The organism is Microcoleus sp. T3_B1, assembly GCF_036700445.1.
Lineage (GTDB): Bacteria > Cyanobacteriota > Cyanobacteriia > Cyanobacteriales > Microcoleaceae > Microcoleus.
Genome location: NZ_JAUBOX010000037.1, coordinates 1 through 20817, shown reverse-complemented (window position 1 = coordinate 20817; position 20817 = coordinate 1). Strand labels below are relative to the sequence as shown.

Annotated in this window: 22 protein-coding genes and 1 CRISPR repeat array; of the genes, 10 read left to right on the top strand and 12 right to left on the bottom strand. The window is 45.3% G+C overall.

The genetic code is table 11. The annotated features are described in order from the left end of the window. Positions 1-226: 226 nt before the first annotated feature. Together QT990_RS19935 and QT990_RS19930 are read right to left on the bottom strand one after the other, a co-directional pair. Positions 227-499, bottom strand: a complete 273-nt coding sequence (locus tag QT990_RS19935; RefSeq protein WP_333307969.1) for a hypothetical protein — start codon at positions 497-499, stop codon at positions 227-229. Positions 500-1016: 517 nt separating this feature from the next. Further along, complete coding sequence (locus QT990_RS19930) at positions 1017-1196, bottom strand: hypothetical protein (protein WP_333465667.1); 180 nt, start codon at positions 1194-1196, stop codon at positions 1017-1019. 712 nt (positions 1197-1908) lie between these two features. After that, positions 1909-2614: direct repeats of the CRISPR family, unit length 36 nt; unit sequence GTTTCCATTCAATTAGTTTCCCCAGCGAGTGGGGAG. A 331-nt stretch (positions 2615-2945) separates the two neighbouring features. On the opposite strand from QT990_RS19930, the gene hemE reads away from it, so the two are divergent. The 3 genes from hemE (at position 2946) to QT990_RS19915 (ending at position 7806) form a co-directional block, all read left to right on the top strand. Further along, positions 2946-4010, top strand: coding sequence for a uroporphyrinogen decarboxylase (hemE, locus tag QT990_RS19925; protein WP_333144146.1), 1065 nt, complete (start codon positions 2946-2948; stop codon positions 4008-4010). Between the two features lie 475 nt (positions 4011-4485). Beyond that, positions 4486-5451: an NAD(P)-dependent oxidoreductase gene (locus tag QT990_RS19920; RefSeq protein ID WP_333144145.1), complete on the top strand. Its 966-nt coding sequence runs from the start codon at positions 4486-4488 to the stop codon at positions 5449-5451. Between the two features lie 762 nt (positions 5452-6213). Beyond that, positions 6214-7806: a B12-binding domain-containing radical SAM protein gene (locus tag QT990_RS19915; protein ID WP_333307974.1), complete on the top strand. Its 1593-nt coding sequence runs from the start codon at positions 6214-6216 to the stop codon at positions 7804-7806. 110 nt (positions 7807-7916) lie between these two features. Here QT990_RS19915 and QT990_RS19910 read toward each other — a convergent pair whose 3' ends face one another. The 3 genes from QT990_RS19910 to QT990_RS19900 all read right to left on the bottom strand — a co-directional run bounded on the left by QT990_RS19910 (position 7917) and on the right by QT990_RS19900 (position 8846). Next, a complete protein-coding gene (locus tag QT990_RS19910) occupies positions 7917-8297 on the bottom strand; it encodes a type II toxin-antitoxin system VapC family toxin (RefSeq protein ID WP_333144143.1) in 381 nt (126 codons plus the stop codon). A gap of 1 nt (position 8298) precedes the next feature. Beyond that, positions 8299-8520, bottom strand: a complete 222-nt coding sequence (gene vapB, locus QT990_RS19905; protein WP_333144142.1) for a type II toxin-antitoxin system VapB family antitoxin — start codon at positions 8518-8520, stop codon at positions 8299-8301. Between the two features lie 83 nt (positions 8521-8603). Beyond that, the gene (locus tag QT990_RS19900) at positions 8604-8846 is read right to left on the bottom strand and encodes a hypothetical protein (RefSeq protein ID WP_333144141.1); all 243 of its coding nucleotides are present in this window, start codon (positions 8844-8846) and stop codon (positions 8604-8606) included. On the opposite strand from QT990_RS19900, the gene QT990_RS19895 reads away from it, so the two are divergent. The 3 genes from QT990_RS19895 (at position 8834) to QT990_RS19885 (ending at position 10822) form a co-directional block, all read left to right on the top strand. Beyond that, positions 8834-9733: a M48 family metalloprotease gene (locus QT990_RS19895; RefSeq protein ID WP_333307976.1), complete on the top strand. Its 900-nt coding sequence runs from the start codon at positions 8834-8836 to the stop codon at positions 9731-9733. The two genes, QT990_RS19900 and QT990_RS19895, sit on opposite strands and share 13 nt — an antisense overlap. 127 nt (positions 9734-9860) lie before the next feature. Then, positions 9861-10307 carry a DUF6932 family protein gene (locus QT990_RS19890; protein WP_333267386.1) on the top strand — a complete coding sequence of 149 codons (447 nt, stop codon included), beginning with the start codon at positions 9861-9863 and terminating at the stop codon, positions 10305-10307. Then, on the top strand, positions 10304-10822 hold the full coding sequence (locus QT990_RS19885) for a DNA-binding protein (RefSeq protein ID WP_333144138.1): 519 nt from the start codon (positions 10304-10306) through the stop codon (positions 10820-10822). The genes QT990_RS19890 and QT990_RS19885 overlap by 4 nt, the downstream gene beginning before the upstream one ends. A 94-nt stretch (positions 10823-10916) precedes the next feature. Here QT990_RS19885 and QT990_RS19880 read toward each other — a convergent pair whose 3' ends face one another. The 3 genes from QT990_RS19880 to QT990_RS19870 all read right to left on the bottom strand — a co-directional run bounded on the left by QT990_RS19880 (position 10917) and on the right by QT990_RS19870 (position 12853). Next, positions 10917-11441, bottom strand: a complete 525-nt coding sequence (locus QT990_RS19880) for a hypothetical protein (RefSeq protein WP_333144137.1) — start codon at positions 11439-11441, stop codon at positions 10917-10919. 30 nt (positions 11442-11471) lie between these two features. Beyond that, positions 11472-11915 (bottom strand): Tse2 family ADP-ribosyltransferase toxin, encoded by a 444-nt coding sequence (locus QT990_RS19875; protein WP_333144136.1) that lies wholly within the window; start codon positions 11913-11915, stop codon positions 11472-11474. Between the two features lie 194 nt (positions 11916-12109). Then, on the bottom strand, positions 12110-12853 hold the full coding sequence (locus QT990_RS19870) for a hypothetical protein (RefSeq protein WP_333307978.1): 744 nt from the start codon (positions 12851-12853) through the stop codon (positions 12110-12112). A gap of 262 nt (positions 12854-13115) precedes the next feature. On the opposite strand from QT990_RS19870, the gene QT990_RS19865 reads away from it, so the two are divergent. Together QT990_RS19865 and QT990_RS19860 are read left to right on the top strand one after the other, a co-directional pair. Further along, positions 13116-13433, top strand: coding sequence for a hypothetical protein (locus tag QT990_RS19865; protein WP_333144134.1), 318 nt, complete (start codon positions 13116-13118; stop codon positions 13431-13433). 110 nt (positions 13434-13543) lie between these two features. Next, positions 13544-14197 carry a Uma2 family endonuclease gene (locus QT990_RS19860; protein WP_333105033.1) on the top strand — a complete coding sequence of 218 codons (654 nt, stop codon included), beginning with the start codon at positions 13544-13546 and terminating at the stop codon, positions 14195-14197. A gap of 232 nt (positions 14198-14429) precedes the next feature. Here QT990_RS19860 and ftsH4 read toward each other — a convergent pair whose 3' ends face one another. The 4 genes from ftsH4 to QT990_RS19840 form a co-directional block, all read right to left on the bottom strand. After that, positions 14430-16304 carry an ATP-dependent zinc metalloprotease FtsH4 gene (gene ftsH4, locus QT990_RS19855; protein WP_333307980.1) on the bottom strand — a complete coding sequence of 625 codons (1875 nt, stop codon included), beginning with the start codon at positions 16302-16304 and terminating at the stop codon, positions 14430-14432. A 205-nt stretch (positions 16305-16509) separates the two neighbouring features. Continuing rightward, positions 16510-16983 (bottom strand): tryptophan-rich sensory protein, encoded by a 474-nt coding sequence (locus tag QT990_RS19850; protein WP_333144131.1) that lies wholly within the window; start codon positions 16981-16983, stop codon positions 16510-16512. A gap of 112 nt (positions 16984-17095) precedes the next feature. Continuing rightward, positions 17096-17941 carry a M48 family metalloprotease gene (locus tag QT990_RS19845; RefSeq protein WP_333144130.1) on the bottom strand — a complete coding sequence of 282 codons (846 nt, stop codon included), beginning with the start codon at positions 17939-17941 and terminating at the stop codon, positions 17096-17098. An 87-nt stretch (positions 17942-18028) separates the two neighbouring features. Continuing rightward, positions 18029-18226: a hypothetical protein gene (locus tag QT990_RS19840; protein ID WP_333307982.1), complete on the bottom strand. Its 198-nt coding sequence runs from the start codon at positions 18224-18226 to the stop codon at positions 18029-18031. Between the two features lie 163 nt (positions 18227-18389). Here QT990_RS19840 and QT990_RS19835 point away from each other — a divergent pair, with 163 nt between their 5' ends. Next, complete coding sequence (locus QT990_RS19835) at positions 18390-19994, top strand: HAMP domain-containing sensor histidine kinase (RefSeq protein ID WP_333307984.1); 1605 nt, start codon at positions 18390-18392, stop codon at positions 19992-19994. 172 nt (positions 19995-20166) lie between these two features. After that, the gene (locus QT990_RS19830; RefSeq protein ID WP_333307986.1) at positions 20167-20733 is read left to right on the top strand and encodes a hypothetical protein; all 567 of its coding nucleotides are present in this window, start codon (positions 20167-20169) and stop codon (positions 20731-20733) included. The last annotated feature ends 84 nt before the right edge of the window (positions 20734-20817 follow it).

Genomic DNA, 20817 nt, shown 5'->3' with positions numbered 1-20817 from the left:
ATTTGCTGTGATTAAGGAACTAAACCCGCCATGATATTAATACTACTCCCTACAAGTGCGGTATTCAAGAAAGAGGAGAGAATGCTAGAGCAATCAAGCTCATCGCCTCAGCGCGAGCTACTCTGTACATCTGAAACTTGAGTAGTCATGCCAAGAACAAAAGAAGAGTTTGCGTAGATTTTTGAGGTAAGGTCATGGTCGATAGGATTTATTGATTTTTACCTACTTATTGAAGTTTCCACGCCATTAGACCAACAAGCACAATCAGACCTAATGCTCTACGAAAGTAATTAACGCCTTGAAATAATTCTTCCCAAGCCCAAGTAAACAAAGAGCCAAAGGCTACTAGCTCCAACCCTAAATTAATTTTACCTGTTGTAACTATGAGCGTTAATAAACTAGCTACAATCCCCACGCTCAGTGGTAGATTTGGCATCTGAGCTATAACAATTTTGCCTTCGCTGTCCCGGAATGTGCGATCGAACAATGTGTTTTCCATGAGTTTCTCGTGTCAATGTAATAAACAGAACTAGGTTAACAGTAAATACTGTAGACAGTTTTGGGAACGATACTACAAGCTTTACAGAACAAGAAGCATAAAAAAGTCAACTTAAATGCAAGTCAGGAGGGGAGATGACATTGATTTAATTATCCGCCGTGGCTCAAAGTATTTAGTAAATAAGCCATTCAGACCTAGAAAAACTGTCCGCGCTCTTGAACAACATTTAAACATCAGGTTTATGCTTGTTTATGCTTGAGAAAGTTGGTTTTATTGATTCCCATTCATGAATTTATCCGGGTTATTTTTGTCATTATTCTAAATATTTTTGCCGTGAGGGGTTATACAGTAGTTTTATAGTAAAATTAATAAATTTAAATATCCTCTCTCGCTTGGAATAGTTTAGATGAGAATATTATCTATAATTGGACAGACATAATCTTTTTTATACTATCGCATCGAGAGCGATCGACCTCATGCTCAAATCCAAGGTTAGCAATTCACAGGTCTAAACCTTTTAGTAAAGCAGGCTTGAACCTCTGTTGGCAGTGGAGTTTTCTGTTTCCACACCTTGAATTGATTGTGTAGCCGCTATTTCTGCTCGATCGCTCTCAGCATCCTGACTCAGAAAAAATGTAGCCAGCATGGCTCTCAAATAACTGCATACGCGATCGCACACAACGCCAGCAAAAAACAAAGCACCCCTCCTTGGGCTGGTTTCGGAAAGTAATCAGAGCCGATCGTACTCATCAACATTCCCGTCAACCACAGCGCAGTGCTATGGGAGCATCTCAGTATTTGTCAAAATACTTCTTCTGGCTCCTTCCTTCTTCCTCTTCCCTCCTGCCTTCTGCCCCGCAGCAAGAGAGCCTCAAAACTCCAATTTCTAGCTGGCTGCTTTCATTGAGATGCTCCCAGTGCCCTAGTCATTAATGCCAGCACTAGCATTAGGAAATTCGCACTCAAAAGAGAGACAGCCCAGCAATAGCACAACATCATCGAAACCCCCAATTGTCTGGTTTTGGATAGGGACTCATGGGGATTACGATGCAATATTAGCTCAGAAATAGAGTCTTCGATAGACTGTCATGATAGACGTTTAAAACTTTTTTTATTTAGAAAATCAGGCAATCAAAGTGTTGGATAATCTAGCCAAAATGATGATTTATATACAAAAAAGATTGTTTGCATAAATAACTTCCCAGCGCTACTCTGCCTTCTAGAACTTTCTTCATCCGCAAAACCAAAGAAACCGGGTTTTTTACCAAATTTGTGGGCTGTAACGAAGTATTTCGCAAAAACCCGGTTTCTAATCACCCTTCCGTAAGTCTTGTAGAACTTTTTTCATCCTATCTTAGGCATGGGTAGATCAAAGAAAAAGTAGGAGCAATTCATGAATTGCCCCTACTTTTTCGATTCAATTAGTTTCCCCAACGAGTGGGGACTTCGGTTAGATATACGCTTAGTCCTGAGCCTTATGTGGCTGTTTCCATTCAATTAGTTTCCCCAGCGAGTGGGGACATACTGACTGGCGACAGTTCCTTCGACACCTCTCAGTTTCCATTCAATTAGTTTCCCCAGCGAGTGGGGAGTGGTTGCCGGAAAATACGTCTCCGTCGCGTGGCGAACAAGTTTCCATTCAATTAGTTTCCCCAGCGAGTGGGGAGAAATTATCCATCAGACGATCGGTTTACTGCTGATAATTTTGCGTTTCCATTTAATTAGTTTCCCCAGCGAGTGGGGAGTCGGCGCTCGGTTTGTAAGTAAAAAAGTAGCTGAGGTCAAGTTTCCATTCAATTAGTTTCCCCAGCGAGTGGGGAGTACAAACTACTAAAATCCGGGATCTGGTAGGGTTTGGGTTTCCATTCAATTAGTTTCCCCAGCGAGTGGGGAGGTTATCTTCTTTATCTACAACTTTACCTATTAAGTTTCCATTCAATTAGTTTCCCCAGCGAGTGGGGAGTCACAATGCTTTTAGTTGCGGACATGGACCAAACTCTAAGTTTCCATTCAATTAGTTTCCCCAGCGAGTGGGGAGTTTAAGAGGTAATATTTATGAATTGGGAAACTAAAAGTAATGTTTCCATTCAATTAGTTTCCCCAGCGAGTGGGGAGACCTCCATCTTACACCCTATTACAGCGCAAAGTGTCCAGAGGCAATTTGCGAGGCTCAAGCATTTTTCATGGAAATCAAACCTGTGTTCGCTCACAAATAATCCCTGAAACCCTTACCCAGCAATGCTGCGAGGCTCACGACGCAAAAATGTCATTTCAGCTAATTTACCGCCAGCCTCGCAACCAACCTGACTCCGACTCCCCAAAATCGAACTCAGCCACTCCCCTCATCTCCCTCCCCGCTGACAGATGAATTTTTTGTCAAAAAGGACGATCGCACAGTGGTAAGCTACCAAAGGCATTGAAATATCTAAGGTAGAGAAAAGTTAAAATGTCGGCATTAAATGAAGTTCCCTTGTTGTTGCGGGCAGCCCGCGGCGAAACCCTAGACCGCCCGCCCGTGTGGATGATGCGTCAAGCCGGCCGCTACATGAAGGCTTATCGAGATTTGCGAGAAAAGTATCCCTCGTTTCGCGAACGTTCCGAAATTCCCGAAGTTGCGATCGAAGTTTCCCTTCAGCCGTGGCGCGCGTTTCAACCCGACGGCGTAATTCTGTTTTCCGATATTGTCACACCCATGCCCGGTTTGGGTATTGACATGGACATCGCCGAAGGCAAAGGCCCGATTATCCACTCACCCATCCGCACTCAGCAGCAAATCGACAACCTGCAACCCCTGAACCCGGAAGAAAGCTTGCCGTTTATCAAAACAATCCTGAAATCCCTGCGCGAGGAAGTCGGCAACAAATCCACCGTGCTCGGCTTTGTCGGCGCGCCGTGGACGCTGGCGGCCTATGCCGTTGAGGGCAAAGGTTCTAAGGATTATGCCATCATCAAAAACATGGCATTTTCCGATCCAACTTTACTGCATCAGTTGCTCTCAAAATTCGCAGATGCGATCGCCGTTTACGTGCGCTATCAAATCGACTGCGGCGCGCAAGTAGTGCAAATGTTCGACTCCTGGGCCGGGCAACTGTCTCCGCAAGACTACGACACCTTCGCTTTACCTTACCAGAAACAGGTGTTTGAGCAAGTCAAAAAAACCCATCCCGACACCCCACTAATTCTGTTAGTCACCGGTAGCGCCGGCCTCCTCGAACGCATGACAACATCCGGCGCCGATATCATCAGCGTCGATTGGACGGTTGACATGGCCGACGCGCGCCGACGTTTGGGCCCCAATATGAACGTTCAGGGAAATCTCGATCCGGGCGTGTTGTTTGGTTCTCAACCGTTTATTCGCGATCGAATTCTTGATACAATTCGCAAAGCGGGCCCGCGCGGACACATCCTCAACTTGGGACACGGCGTGTTACCGGGAACTCCCGAAGACAACGTGCGTTTCTTCTTTGAAACGGCAAAACAAGCCGACAAATTGCTTGCAGTTGCTGCTTGAGTCCGACAATCCGACAGGGGTTGCAACCCCTGTCTCATAGCTAAAGTCCTCTTAAGAGGACTAAAGATTAATATTTCAGTCGGTTTTAACTGACATCTTGCAGCAATATCAATAAGAGGATTTTTCGTGGGGTCGGGCGGGTTTATAGAACCTATTTGCAAGCTTTAAGGCTGTTAGCGAACCCGCCCCTACGGCTAATTGAGAATGGTGCAAGATCTCAGTTTTAACTCACCGAAGAGTACCCTTGCCAATAAAACATCCCGTAGGGGCGGGTTCACCAATAGCTTTAAAGAGTGCAGACAGGTTAAATAAACCCGCCCCCAGCCACAAAAAAGCCCTTTATTAACAATGGTGCTCTTCAGTCGGTTTCAACCGACTTTTGCTATTAGCCAGGGGTTGAAACCCCTGGCAGATTGCAGGAGAATGAAACAGCCCTATTCTCCCCCTTGCCGTCCCCCCCTTCCCCTTCTGCAAAATGAACGCCAAAAAAATTTTCATAACGGGTGCAAGTGGCTGTATCGGTCACTACATGGCCGAAACTTTGATTCAAGAAACAAACCACGAACTTTACCTCTTAGTTCGCAACCCCGAAAAATTAAAATTTGACTGGAAAGCCCGCCCCGGCATCCATATATTACAAGGCGATATGCGAGATATCGAGCAATTTGCCGAACTTCTCCAAACAATAAATGTAGCAATTGTAGCAGCTACTGCTTGGGGAGGAACTCAAGAGGTGTTTGATGTTAACGTAACGAAAACTCTCCAGCTAATTCAACTACTTTCGCCACAGACTTGCCAACAAGTAATTTATTTCTCAACAGCAAGTATTCTGGGTCGAGACAACAATTTGCTCAAAGAAGCCGGGGAACTGGGGACAGATTATATCAGCTCAAAATACAACTGCATGGTGCATTTGTCTGCCTTAAAAAATGTGGCTCCCATTACGGCACTTTACCCGACATTAGTATTGGGAGGAGACGCCGAAAAACCAGTCTCTCACTTGTCATCGGGCCTGCCACTTGTGGCTAAATGGATTGGTTTGATTCGCTGGTTTAAGGCAGATGGTAGTTTTCACTTCATCCACGGCGCAGATATTGCTAAAGTAGTTAATTATTTAGTTGAACATCCGCCTGCTTCCGAGGAACCGCGACATTTTGTGCTAGGAAATCCGGCGATTACAGCTAACGAAGTGGTAGAACAAGCTTGCCAGTATTTGAATAAAAAGATATTTTTTAGGATTACTCTGTCACCTTGGCTAGCCGATTTCTTTATTTGGCTGTTCCGAATTCAGGTGGCTGCTTGGGATAGATTTTGCATCAGCTACCGCCATTTTACCTATCAAAATCTTGTGAATCCCGAAAGCATAGGAATGCCGAGTTACTGCGGCACAGTTGCCGATATGTTAAGAACTAGCGGGATTCCAGGCAAAGATTCAAATTAGTCCGTACACTCCGCACCAATAATCGGACGGGCTAGAAGCCCATCCCACAAGAAAGATTGTGGGATGGGCTTCTAGCCCGTCCCTAATTATTTTTGCGCTTCTCAAATCCCATCCCACAAGAAAAACAATTTTTGGGATGGGCTTCTAGCCCATCCCTAATTCTTTATGCTATTCAAGTCTAGTGTTTCAAATTCTTTTTTGCCTTAGTCCCATGCTTTTTAAATGCGATTATCGTCAATTAAGGGTCAAATAGGATAAGATATCAGCATTTGCACACTTTAACAGGGAACTGCAAGCTAAAAATTGCGCTCATTTTGTTGGTCTTAGGGGGTGTCACCCCTCGCCAGATATTCGATCGAGTGCAAGATCGTAATTTTAGCCTTAACGTCAGAAACCTCAGCCTAAAGGCGTGAGGCTTGAAAGAGAAATCTAACAGGCCATTCTGACCAGACTAAGCTTTAAATAGCTACGTTATTTAGGTCACGACACCCGCTTGATGCGAAGCTAGTCCCTTGCTCTGTCGCTAGTGGTTAAACAGTCTTAAGGTCACGCTCGACAGTGCTGCTAGCCGGCGCAAGCCTTTATAACTTTGTCGAAGCTAACTTTACCCCAGAAATGGGAGTTTGGGGCAACCATTCCCCAAAAATCGGAGAGGTTGCATAAAATTCCCTCTCCGACCCCGAAAGGGGATTTAATTCAATGTAAAGCCGTCCTATAAGGACGGGGCTTCAGACCCAGTTTTTTGGTGAGGTTTAACATATAATGCGAGTTCTTCTAGTTTACCCGCTGTTTCCGAAAACATTTTGGTCTTACGAGAAAATCCTAGAATTAGTCGATCGTAAAGTGCTGCTGCCACCGCTGGGTTTGGTAACGGTAGCAGCTATTTTACCCCAAGAATGGGAATTTAAGTTAGTCGATCGCAATATTAGACAAATCACCGAAGCAGAATGGGAATGGGCAGAGCTCGTTATTCTCTCGGCAATGATTGTCCAAAAAGAAGATTTGCTAGACATAATTCGCGAAGCAAAACGGCGCGGTAAATCCGTAGCTTGTGGCGGCCCTTACCCCACCTCTGTACCCGAAGAACCTCAAGCAGCGGGCATAGATTACCTGATTCTCGACGAAGGCGAAATCACCTTGCCGATGTTTGTCGAAGCAATAGGGCGCGGCGAAAAAAGCGGAATTTATCGATCGGACGGCGTAAAACCCGATGTTACCACAACCCCAGTCCCCCGCTTCGATTTGCTGGAATTAGACGCCTATGACTCGATGTCAATTCAATTTTCCCGAGGCTGTCCTTTCCAGTGCGAATTCTGCGATATCATCGTCCTCTACGGCCGCAAACCCCGCACCAAAAACCCCCAACAATTGATAGCAGAATTAGACTGTCTCTACAACTTGGGCTGGCGACGCGGCGTGTTCATGGTAGACGACAACTTTATCGGCAACAAACGCAGCGTCAAACTGTTGCTAAAAGACTTAAAAGTCTGGCAAGAAGAACACAAATTCCCGTTTACTTTCAACACAGAAGCATCCATCGATTTAGCCCAAGATCAAGAATTGATGGACATGATGGTTGCTTGCAATTTCAATGCAGTGTTTCTAGGGATTGAAACTCCCGATGAAGAAAGCCTGCAAATGACCAAGAAATTCCAAAATACCCGCAATTCCCTGATCGAATCCGTAGAGTTAATCGCCAAATCCGGTTTGCGAGTAATGGCCGGATTTATCATCGGATTCGACGGGGAAAAACCCGGTGCCGGTCAGCGGATTGTCAAGTTTGCCGAAGCAGCAGCTATTCCGAGCACAACCTTTGGAATGCTGCAAGCTTTGCCGCATACTGCATTGTCCCACAGACTAGCAAAAGAAGGGCGGTTGCGCGACAAATCTGGCAACCTCAACCAGACTACCTTGATGAACTTCATTCCGACGCGGCCTCTCGAAGATATTGCCCGCGAATATGTCGAGGCATTCTGCGAAGTGTACGATGCTGAGAAATATTTAGACCGGACTTATCGCCATTTCTTAATGTTAGGTGCACCCACAGCAAAGATACCTGCAAGAGTTCCCAGTTGGATAGACTTGCGAGCACTGCTAACTGTGGTTTGGCGGCAGGGAGTCAAGCGCAAAACTCGCTGGAAGTTTTGGCATCATTTGTTCAGCATTCTCAAACGCAATCCTGCTGTTTGGGATCATTATTTAACAGTGTGTGCTCACAACGAGCATTTCCTGGAATACCGCCAAATTGTGCGGGATGAAATTGAAGCTCAATTGGCTGACTTTTTGGCTAATGAGTCTCAAACTGTATATCAAGAACCTGTTGCTGTTGAGGAAAAGCAAGTGCAAGCGGTTTAGGGTTGGAGAATTCTACCTAATAGCCAGATAGCCGACTTCTTAAACAAGTCGAGTATCTGGCTATTCTCTTTTGTTATCTGGGCTTACTGATAAAATTTTTGCCTTCTTCATCACCACACCCGCTGAATTGGATAAGCATCAAAAGCCTCATCACGACTAATCAAAACCAGCGAATGATTCATCGTCTGTGCTACCAGAATGCGATCGAAAGGATCTCGATGATGCAGAGGAAGACCTGCGTAAATCTCAGTGTCTTCAAATGTAATTGGTAGAATTTGAGCGTTAATGTATTGCAATTCCTTCGGCAGGTCTTCAAATGGCCGATTCAGTTGAAGCTTACTGACATTGATTTTAATAGAGATTTCCCAAAGGCTGGCAATACTAAAATACAAACCTGTTTTAGTATCGATCGCTTCTTTTGCTTTACTACCTAGATTGGAATCGCCAAGCAAATACCACAGAAAGGCATGAGTATCTAAAAGGAAGTTCATGTTACATATATTCCTTTAAATCTTCCAGCGGTTCATCGAAATCATCAGACATAACGATCTGACCGGCCCAACTACCATAACCATGAGGTTGTTCAAGTTGTTCTTGAGATGATTCAGTTTTTGCGTGTTTTTCAAGTAAATATTTTGCATAATGCAATATCTCTTGTTTGAGAGATTCTGGCATCTTGACGAGAGTTTGAAAAATCTCTATATCGATAGTCATGATTTATGTGGAATTTTTACTATGTCATATTCACCAATTATACCGTAATTGCAGTCACAGGGTATTTAGAATGGCTATCTCGTTTAATCTAGTTTCCAAGCAGAGTCTGGAAATGTCATATCCTGCGGCTCTACCCCCTCTTGAGAGCAGGCGAGAGAGCCTCCAGAGGCATTCCCAGTTTCTGACTGAAAACTTGAAATACTACTATTGGCGACAGCAGTTATTTCGGCAGATAGAGGCGCGATCGCCCCCAAATATGAAAATCTAATTAGAAGCTCAAAAATATCAAAATAGCGATCGCCCTCAACCCGCCATGTTAGGAACAAATCAACTCAGAACCGCCGCTCTCTTAGGACTCCTAAGCGGCCTTCTCGTTTTAGGAAGTTATTATTTAATCGGCAACGAGCAAGGACTTTACATCGGTTTAGCGCTAGCCGCCTTCTCAAGTTTTAGCTCTTGGTACTATTCCGACACGGCCGCGTTAATGGCTTACCGCGCTCAGCCGATCGCCCGCAGCGAAGCACCAGAAATCTACGATATGGTAGCATCGCTGAGCGAAAAAGCCCAAATTCCGGTGCCGAAAATTTTTCTAGTTCCTACTCAATCTCCCAACGCATTCGCCACAGGGAGAGACCCGGAACACGCGACAATAGCAGTTACTGAAGGCATCATCAAGCTGCTTTCCCGCGAAGAATTGGAAGGCGTTTTAGCGCACGAACTGACACACATCCGCAACCGCGACACCCTCACTCAAGCAGTTGCAGGAACAATTGCCGGCGCAATTACATTTGTCGGGCGAATTCTGACTTTTGGAGCGCTTTACGGCCCGGTAACGCGGGATAGCAGACAAGGCGCGAATCCGTTTGGTTTGCTGTTTTTAATCATTTTAGCACCGCTATCAGCAACCGTAATTCAATTGGCGATTTCTCGAACCAGGGAGTTTGCAGCAGACAGCGGTGCAGTGGAAATTACCAATAACCCGATCGGCTTAGCAAACGCGCTGCAAAAATTAGAGAAAATGGGTCATGAAATTCCGATGCACGGCAATCCTGCGATGTCGCCGCTGCTGATTGTGAATCCTTTTTCGACTAAAGGTTTGCAGTCACTTTTCCGCACTCACCCGCCGACAGAGGAGCGCATTCAACGCCTTTTGGAAATCGCGCAGCAGCAGCAGCAAGGTACTCCAGTTATGGCTTACGTGCCCGGAATTTGAGCGTCGAAAATGCAGCAAGAATATTGAAAAACCAGGTTGTTTGAACCAACCTGGTTTTTGTTTGTTTATAATGGTAGCTGTGGTACGATCGACTCGCACAACTAATTTGCGGCGCGGGTGTGAGTAAGTGATTCCAGAATTCGATGAAAACGGCAATCTACCACGGGGAGTTCATTGGTGCGAATGGGAGGAGTTTGAGGAAAGATTTGGTACGACTGTTCCCAGAAAGAACATGATAAAGGGGTTGAAACTGGCAATGACTCAGTTAAAAGCGGCAGGTGCTAGAACTATCTATATTGATGGTAGTTTTGTTACCAGCAAAGACAAACCTAATGATTTTGATGCTTGTTACGATAGAGAAACTGTAGACAGGGAGTATCTGAGAATCAATGCTCCTAGATTGTTCAATCATCAGGATCGAAATGCCCAAAAAGCTAAGTATCGAGGGGAGATTTTTCCCTCAGACGAACCTGTAGGCAATTACGGAGAAAATTCCTTTGAATTTTTTCAAAGCGACAGAGGGCAAAACAAGAAAGGAATTATAGCGCTCGATTTAATGAGGTGGGAACCGTGATTAAAAATGAATTTGAGTACGGAGTCAGCAAAGATTGGGTGCAAAAATTCAACAAAACTCTAGCAGCAATGGAGCGGGATGAAGAAGCAAAAAGAAAGGACTTCCTCAAATGGGATGCTGGTAGAGGTTCGATTCAGCGCCATTTGGATCAGTTGCACGAAGAAATAGCAGAATATGAACGATTGATGGCGTGGGACAAGAGTAAGCCGATCGAACTTGTAGTTGAGAATTTCAATAAACTATCAGATGCTTTAATTAAAGCTCGAATGGCAGCAAAAATCAGCGTGGAAGAACTAGCAGAAAGGTTGGATATGGACCCTGAACGCCTTAAGGAACACGAGAAGAAAGATTATCAAGGTGCTAGTTATATGGAACTCCTTGAAATTAGCTGTGTTTTGGGGCTGGAGTTTAAGACGGCTGTGATGCAGGTCGATTTTGAGGAAATAGAGTTTACCAAACAAACAATAGCAGAATCGCGCTATCGAAAAAAGAAGAAGGCAAGTAAAACCGCCTAAAGATTTGAGGGTGCGATCGCGAAGACTACTGAGTTGATTGGGTTTGTTGGGTGTAAATTAGATAGGCGGGGGGCGAGGTCTCCACTAAAAGGATTTACCCCACGCTCAGCAATTCATCCAGCTTGTTCTTTAAGTCCGGTGATGCTAGTAGTGGTCTATAAACTTCACCTTCATAGGGCTTCCAAACATATCCAAGACTGAACGATCGAAAAACCGAAGATGCTCCCGTTGCTTGCCAAACAGCTTCAGCTAAAACCAATCCAGGAAAAACCAAGGCAGGCTCTTCAATCAATTCGCTGTAGGTTCTAAACTCATCTACTTCCATACCAACTAAAGCATACCGAAACGGTGGAGCAAACCGCAAACTCTGATACAGAAATATACCTATTTCCGTCATTAAATAAGCACTTTCTGGAGTGTCAATGCCAATCTCACTGATGCCACTTGGACAAACTCGACACCACCAATTTTCTTCTATGTCCTGAAAAATTTCTGCCCGACATTGGGAATGTCTACCGTTTGAGATCACCCAGGAAATTTCATTGAAATATTGAGCAAATTGCTGTGCTTCCGATTGCTTTGTGCCACATTCAGCCGATAAGCTAAACACCCATGCCATTTCTGTTCTCCCGTTGAGTAAATTAAACTATCAAACTTTTTCCCATTCGCTCTGTGTCTGGGCGAGGGCTGCTTCATATTTCTCTAAAAGCATTGTAGCGCTTGGCAAAATACTCACATGAGTTGGACTATCTTGCACAGCTTCAATATCTCCGAGGATCTTGCTGTCGTCAATCTGCCAAAGAGGATCTTTTCCTGTTCCGCCAAATTTTGGGGGTTTGCGGAATGGTGGTAAGCCTTCGATAGAGAGGGATACAGACATTCCTTTTGTGTTTCTAATGGCTACAGTGACAGACTCCTCTGAAGACTTGCGTTCTGTTTCTGGTAGTAAATAACCTTGTTCATCCAACCACTCTTTGGGCACTTGCTCAACATCAATGTCAATACTGGGTCTGACTCCCAGTAGCCTCGCGTTGCGTCCCATTTTGGGTTTACCGTTTTCTTCTGCCATGCCTCGATAATAGAGTCTTGCCATTAGCCTTTTATCAGCCCAACTCGATCACCCAACCAATCATAATGTAATTGCTGCATTGGTTTCATGCGCTCCCCTTTTGTGCGTGAAGGGCGATCGCGCAACTCGTAGAATCATCGCGCTGTTTGGTATTTGCTGCAATACACCAATATCTTTCAACCGTCCACTGCCACGGGGTTTTTATGCGGCGAGGGTAGTCACTCAGCAACCTTATTGACGTTTGCTTTAGGAATTTTATTAATTTCGCAGTACATATTACATTGCTGCACCAACTCTGATTTAATAGCAAAAAACTCGTTGCACACCATGAAAATTCTGCAAGCATCTCCAAGTGCTCGATGAGGTTTGATCTGATATTTATACTTTGAGGGAAATTTATACTGAAAATTATTTGAGCCAAAGGATTTATTTTTAGCATAAAATCCGATAATCAACGATATTTTATCGAGAGAAAAGAGATAGCCTATCTCTTTTTCAATAATAAGTTGTATGTCAATGACTTGAATATTCGACTTATTGACTTTTGCCCTTTTCAAAAGCCTGAGATCCTCCCTCCCACCAAACAATACAATCTGGTCAACTTTATTCCTATTAAACAGGTTGTGAATGTATTCGCGTAATTCCTTTAGGCATTTAGACCGTAGCTCTCTGGCGAGAACTTTATCAGAGTTTTCTAAGCGGTAGCTAGGATCGAATATTTTCTGATACTCTCCTCTTTCAATGTTGGCAACTCTTTCCGAGAATCCAACAGTTTTACCAATGTCATTGATAATATTTTTTCTGACAACTATGTCTACATCATAGGAAAACTTTTTGCTTTCCAATAAAAGCTCCTTGCGCTTTAAATCATATATCACCGCACCAATTTCTGTTGGAAAGAAGTCTGCTCTACTAGAACCATAAATGGGTCCAAACTCCATATCTAAAAATAGAGTATTCATCCACCTACCTCTTAACTAGCCCAACTTTTTAATACGTGACCAAGAATGCATGTCCAAAACTCTCCCCCACTAACTCGCTTAATTTGCAGAATTATTATTATGATACTTATAAATCAAAAGTTTGTCTAGTCAAAAAATGTTCAACTTTGTCCCCCATCGGCTAAATTTCATATACATTAGACATAAAGGCTTAGAATAAATCGACAACTAATAAGCACTCATTCACCTCTCCCAAGGCAACCCGTTATGGTAAAAAAAAACTGTGGGGAATCTGATTGAAGAGTTGGGAATCAGGGCGATAGAATTATTACTAGATGATACCATATTGTTCCCGGAAGATTTGAAAGATGTTTTACAGAAGCAGTTCGATCGCACTTCCGAACTAGAAAAACAAGTTATGTCTTTGTTGGCTAGGGAAAACCAGCCAGTCAACATAGCAAAATTACTAGAAAAAGGACAACTATCATCATCGGATTTACTCAACGCGCTGCAATCTTTATCGCGACGCTGCTTGATAGAAAAAGAAGGAAGTCTTTACACTCTTTCACCTGTATTCAGGCAGTATATCAAAGGGTTGTAACTGAGATGTTGCACCAATATCAATAAAAACCCGGTTTCTATGCTCAATGCGTAAGTCGTATAAAATAGATATAAAATATAAATTGATGCTGCTAGCAATGGAGTCATCCCATGACCGCAACAATTCCTACTCAAACCTTGCCAGAAATCATCTACCCAGACAGCGACGGAAAACCAATGTCTGACAACACCAAACAGTTCCAATTAATCGTCAAAATTCAAGGCGGAATAGATGCTTTATTCAAAGACAACGAAAATGTCTTTGTAGCAGGTGACTTGCTGTGGTATCCCGTCGAAGGAGATAACAAAACACGCCAAGCACCTGATATTATGGTAGCTTTTGGCAGACCAAAAGGCGACAGAGGTTCCTACCAACAGTGGCTTGAAGATAATATTGCGCCGCAAGTTGTCTTTGAAATCATCTCCCCCGGCAACCGACTGGGAGAAATGTTTAAGCTGTTTAAGTTCTACGAGAATTATGGAGTCGAAGAATATTATATCTATGCTCCAGAGGATAATGAGTTAATGGGTTGGGTGCGAAGTGACGGAGAACTCAACTATATTGAATCAATAGAAGGTTGGGTAAGTCCGCGTTTGGAGATACGTTTTGAAACTGCATCGGGAGACTTGGAAATTTATCGTCCCGACGGACTGAAATTTTTGTCTTATGTGGAGTTGTCAAGACAGATGGAACAAGCACAGCAAAAAGCCGATCGCCTATCTGAAAAACTACGAGAAATGGGGATAAATCCTGAGCAAATTTGAAACTAAATTAACTCTACAACGGTTTAATTAAACAGGATTTACGAACTCCGAATCAAGAAACCGGGTTTTTTACCGAATCTGCGCCTACAGCGCGTCTTCTCGTAAAAACCCGGTTTCTGGGCCTCTACTCCCAATAAAGAAACCGGGTTTTTTACCGAATCTGCGCCTACAGCGCGTCTTCTCGTAAAAACCCGGTTTCTGGACTCTCATGGGTAAGTCCTATTCAACCCTATTAAACTGAAGCCGCAACCTTATCTAAAGGCCGCACTTGACCGAGGAATTCGCGAAGTGCATCACCTTCCACTACCTCAGTTTCCAACAGTTTCTGCGTAATTGTTTCCAACAATTCCCGATTTGCTTTCAGAATATCCAAAGCTTGCTGGTGTGCAGTTTCGACAATTTCCTTCACTTCTTGGTCGATCGCCTCAGCAGTCTGAGCACTTACCGCACGGCGGGCATTTCCCATACCGTCATTGAGGAACATTGATTGTTGACCTCGATCGTAAGCTAGAGGCCCCAAAACCTTACTCATCCCGTAAGTCGTCACCATCCGTTCAGCTAAATCAGTCGCCCTTTGCAAGTCGTTGGAAGCACCAGTAGTAATGCTACCAAACACGACTTCCTCAGCCGATCGCCCGCCCAACAAAGTCGCAATTTGACCCCGCAATTCCGACTCATCTAACAAGAAACGGTCTTCAGTCGGTAACTGCAAAGTATAGCCCAAAGCAGCCATACCGCGAGGGACGATCGAGATTTTGGCAACTTCGCCATTACCAGTCATCAAAGCACCCACCATTGCGTGGCCGACTTCGTGATAAGCAACAATGGTTTTCTCTTTTTCGTTGAGCACGCGGCTTTTCTTCTCCAAGCCAGCCACGATGCGTTCGATCGCCTCTGCAAAGTCTTCCTGTGCTACAGTTAGGCGTTTGTTGCGCGCCGCCAACAAAGCAGCTTCATTCACCAAATTTGCCAAATCTGCGCCGGAAAAACCAGGCGTGCGAGTGGCGATCGCCTTCAAATTAATATCCGGGCCCAGCTTGACTTTTTGAGCGTGAATGTTCAAAATTTCTTCGCGGCCAGATAAATCCGGGCGATCGACTAAAACTTGGCGATCGAAACGGCCAGGGCGCAACAAAGCAGCATCCAAACTTTCCGGGCGGTTAGTTGCAGCCAGCACAATTACCGTAGTATTGCCCGCCGCAAAACCGTCCATTTCAGTTAATAATTGATTGAGAGTTTGTTCGCGCTCATCATTCCCACCGAAGCTAGCGTTACTGCTACGAGATTTGCCTATCGCGTCCAATTCATCAATGAAAATAATACAAGGAGCCTGTTTCTTAGCCTGCTCGAATAAATCTCTAACTCTTGCAGAACCAACACCTACAAACAGTTCCACAAACTCCGAACCGGAGATGCTAAAAAACGGCACGCCAGCTTCACCAGCTACTGCTTTTGCTAACAGCGTTTTGCCCGTTCCCGGAGGCCCGACTAACAGCACGCCTTTCGGAATTCTCGCGCCAATTGCCGTAAAGCGATCGGGAGTTTTCAGGAATTCAACAACTTCGACTAATTCAGTTTTAGCCTCTTCTACTCCAGCCACATCAGCAAAAGTAATTTTCGCCGATTCGCCTTCTACATAGACCTTAGCTTTGCTTTTGCCCAGCGAGAGCGCGCCCTGTGGCCCGCCGCCCTGCCTGTTCATGAAAAATTGAAAAATCGCCACAAAAATCAGCGGCGGCACTACCCAGCTTAAAACACTGCCGATCCAGCCATTTTTAGCCGGGGGAGTTGCCGCAAATTCAACGCCTTTTTCTTGCAAAAGTTTAGGAAGTTCCAGGTCAAAAATCGGCGTAGTGGAGAGCACTTGACCGGGTTTATCGCCTTCGCCTTTGAGTTGGTAGCGAATTTCATTTTGACCTACCGAAGCTCGCACTACATCTTGTTCTTGTACTTGATGGACGAACAAGCTGTAAGGCACTTGCGGAATTTGCGGGCCGAACAAATTCGGCAAAAAGATATTGGCCAGCAGAAACAGACTTGAGAGCAATAACAAAATATTGCTAATTTGCCGAAAACGAGGTGGTTGGGGCTGGTCTTTAATTGCCATTGATAACCGTCATCCTTTAATTTAAACCAGTTTTATTCATTTATTTTCTCACCAAATACCCACACACTGTTAAGCGGATTTCCTCACTTGATGGGTGGGTTAACCAGCCACTGTTGCTTTGAGCAAATTCAAAACTAACAATAATCGGATGGTGATATTCGGTGCACCTTGCCTCTATCTCTGGTGAGCATTTCGCACCGAATATTTATGCAGCTTCCGGGTTTAACTGAATCATTTCCCAAGTGGTATAAGTGCCGATCGCACCCCAAATCGCGTAAGGCAAAAGTAACAAAGCGGCGGTTTGAGAAATCGGCAAAACAGCCAACGTCAACACAACTCCCAAAATCTCGCCAGCCCCTCCCAAAATCGTCCCTACTTTGAGACTTTTGGCTCTGAGAGTAGCAGGAATATAAGCAACTGTGACAATTTCTAAAAGCAAGTACAAAGCCATCAACAGCCATGTTTTGAGACTACTGGGTTCCTGTTCCCACACGAAAGTAGCGCTGCCGGCCCCGCAAGCAAAAATCACCGTCCAAATTAACGGAATAGCAGGCTCAAAAAACATCCAATCCGGTCTTTGAAGTTTGACGGCCCAGTTAATATCGCGCAGTTTAAAAAACAGAGTACCGAAGGCGACTGAGAAAGTCACACCGCCGATAATCATCCAAGATTCAATCATGATTTTCAACTTTCCAATTGCTCGATCGCTCATTAAGTCGATCGTGTCAAATCAAAGCCGAACTTAGATCCGCCTATAGTAATAACTTTTGTAAAGCCCGATGCAATTATTGCTAACCGCCCGACACATTTTTAGCAAACTCTTCGCGTCCAGACACCAAATTAGCTGGAACCCCGTTAGGGAAATTTTGCGCGATTAAAGCTTGCAACTTTTGAACTCGGTTTTCCGGGTTTGGGTGAGAACTCAAAAACTCCGGCGGCGCTTCGCCCTTCCTAGCGGCACCGAGGATTTGCATCACCTCAACAATACCTCTAGGATCGTAACCAGCTTCGGTCATAAACCGAAAACCGAGCCGATCGCTCTCAAGTTCATCGGATCTACCGTACCGCAAACCGACAACTTGATTGACAGCTTGAGCAATTAATGCTGCCTGCTGCCCGCCCCCGCGATCGTCGCTAGTAGCCACTCCAACCGCCGTTACCAAAGACCTGCCCAACTGCTGTTTTGCCAAGTGTTCCGCACCGTGACGCGCCACAACGTGACCGCTTTCGTGCCCCAGTATAGCGGCCAACTGAGCCTCGGAATTTAGCCGCCCCAGGAGTCCGGCGGTAATGAAAACTTGTCCGCCAGGTAGAGCAAAAGCATTGACAGTTTGGGCATCTCGCAGCAGGTGGAATTCAAACGGATAACCCGCTTGTTTCGCGGCCGAACCGTTGACAACTCGTGCTCCTACTCGATCGAGATACTGCTGAAGACTCTGGCTGGGATAAAGCCCCCCGTGCTGCGCGGCCATTTTATCTCGCGCCTGCAATCCCAAAACTATCTCTTGGCGGGGAGAAAGCTGCACTCGCTGTCTTTCTCCAGTTACCGGATTTTGTACGTCGTTTGTAAAATAGGTGATTGCCCCAAAAAATGCCATTAATAGCCCGATCGCGGCTCGAAATAAAAATTTATTCACAGGCTTTTACCTAAAAAGTTTAGCGATTATAATACTAGGGTGACTACTCTCTCGACATCTGTCTGAAGTATCAAGAAGGGAAAGTTGTTAGAGTTTTTTGATATAATTGGCGAACAAGGCTTTTTTTAACGAACCGCGCAGGCGCGAAGGACACGGAGGAAGAGAAGAAGAGAAGATAAGAAGGTTATAGTTATTAAATTGGTTAAACTGAGATGTTGCACCATTGTCAGCAACAGGCTTTCCGGCCTGTTCCACAAAGAATAGATTTTCTTGTGGAACAGGCATCTTGCGTCAGCAACAGGCTTTCCGGCCTGTTCCACAAAGAATAGATTTTCTTGTGGAACAGGCCGGAAAGCCTGTTCAGAAAAGGCTAATTTAGAATGGTGCAACATATGAGTTAAATCTGTTGAATCAATTACACAATCCGTTGCCGAACTTCCTTCGCAATATGTTTCAAGCTACCCGCCGCCGCCTCGCTATTTGGTACACTGCCGTTACTGCTGTATTGTTACTTGTATTCGCCACTGGTTTCTATTTCTACGTCCGCACTACTTTGATCGATCGCATTGACGACACCCTCCATCACGTTGTCGAAGTAATAGAGCGAACTCTCGTTATCGAGCCGCTAACTTTCCCTAGCACCACAGATAAAAATAAATTGCAAGTTAATATTCAAGCCAGTTTTCGAGATAGCACCGATGCTGTAGAAGACGACCATATTGATTTAGAATGGTTCAGTCCTACGGGCGAATTGCTGTGGTCTACTTTATCGGAACCGCTGAATATTCCCATTCACGCTAATCGCACCGGCGAAACAGTTTGGATAATTAATAATAAGTTGCAGTTTGAGGGCACAAATCAGGCCGAAGAAAGTTGGGCAACGGGCAATGTACGGGATGTCACGGATTTAATGGATAGAGAGAAGAGGGATTTAACCGCAGAGGCGCAGAGGGCGCAGAGGGGAGAAAGAAGAGATTTTGATGGCGGTTTGAATGCAGGTTGGCAGGAAAATCTAAATTTAGGTAGTGAAAAGTCTATTGCACAAAATACAAATCGCGTTTCTACTAAACCAATTAGCATTCGGACAACTCAAAACTATTCCCTCAGACAAGTAACGCAGCGAGTACAAATCGGCCGCCAAGTTCTGGGATATTTGCGAGTCAGCCATCCTTGGTTTGAAGTGACAAAACCCATCCGCCAATTAATTCTCGATTTGATTTTGGGCGCGAGTTTAACTCTAATTTGCGTGGCGGCTATTGGCTGGCTGCTGTCGGGATTGGCGATGGCACCGATTCGGGAGTCTTACGGGCGTCTCAAACAGTTTACCGCTGATGCTTCTCACGAACTCAGAAATCCGATCGCCACTATTCAAACTAACGTCCAAGTAGCTTTGGCGGAACCGGATATCGAACCGCAGCAGCATCAACAGCTACAAGTTATCGAACGCCTAACGCGGCGTTTGGGGCGCTTGGTTGATGATTTGCTGTTTTTAGCCAGACAAGACAGCGGTATCGTTCAGCAGCAGTGGATTGAGGTTCCCCTCGATGCTTTGCTGATGGAGGTAATTGAAGAACAACAGGCGATCGCCACTACCCAAAATCTCTCTCTTTCTTTGGAAATTGTCGATCTGCCCAACGCTGAGGACAACTTTACACTGTTGGGCGACTGGGATCAATTAGCCCGACTGTTTACCAATATCGTCAGCAACGCCGTGCAGTACACGCCCTCTGCCGGCGAAATTGAAGTAGAATTGCAACTTGCAGCTAAAAACAAAAGAAATTCGCCGATGTTAAATCCAGCGCTGCAAATCAAAGTAACAGACACCGGCATCGGGATTTCCGCAGAAGCCCTGCCGCATTTGTTCGATCGATTCTACCGCGTAGATCCCGCCCGAACCCACCGCAGCGCCGCAGGTTCCGGTTTAGGATTAGCAATCGCCAAAGCAATTGTCGAAAATCACCGCGGCCAAATCCGCATTGACAGCCAAGTCGATCGAGGTACCGCCGTTACCGTCACCCTCCCCGCCCACAAATCAGAAGCATCCCACCTCTAAAACTTCCCCTCCTCCTCTGCGCCCTCTGCGCCCTCTGCGGTTAAAAAAAATCTCCCCCTCAAGCCTGATTCTTCTTACCTCGCGCCCAAACCAAGCTATTAAAATTCAATTCCCGCATAGATTAACATGAACTGTGTTGGACAACCTCGATCGAACTTGTGAGGAGTTATTTATGTTTCGCCACAATCTACCGTTTAAAAAAATCAGCTTGCTAGCAGCCACCTGCGGAGGTTTACTCGTTAGTATCGCAACACTTTCCCAGGCCGGCGGCCCACCGCCCCAACAAGGAAAACCCGTTTCCCAACCCGCAGAGACTCCCGCAGCCACTGAAGAACCCGTCAGCGAACCAACTCCGGCTGCGAGTCCGGGCCTCAGCGGGATGCCCTCTACACCAACAGACGCGCCTGCCCGCTTCCCGATGCCCAGTGCGCGAGTTACGCCTGCCGAAGGCATGATAGTAATTAAACTGGTGAATACCACCAATGCTGTCATCAATTATCAAATCGTAGGCGTGACCCAGCCGCGCACTCTGGGCGAACAATCGGAAATTTTGCTGAAAACCATCCAAGTACCAATCACCCTCACTTACCAGCGCCCAGACGGCGGATTGCTGCTGGTTCGCCCCCAAGCAACCGCGACGCCGGGAATGTTGCAAGTCAGTTTCGGGGCGACAACTGAGTTGGACGCTGATACAAAATCGCTGCAAATTCAGGAAGATGGCAAGGTAGTTTTGAATTAGTTTAACGGTTGACTGTTGACTGTTGACTGTTGACTGTTGACTGTTGACTGTTGACTGTTGACTGTTGACTGTTGACTGTTGACT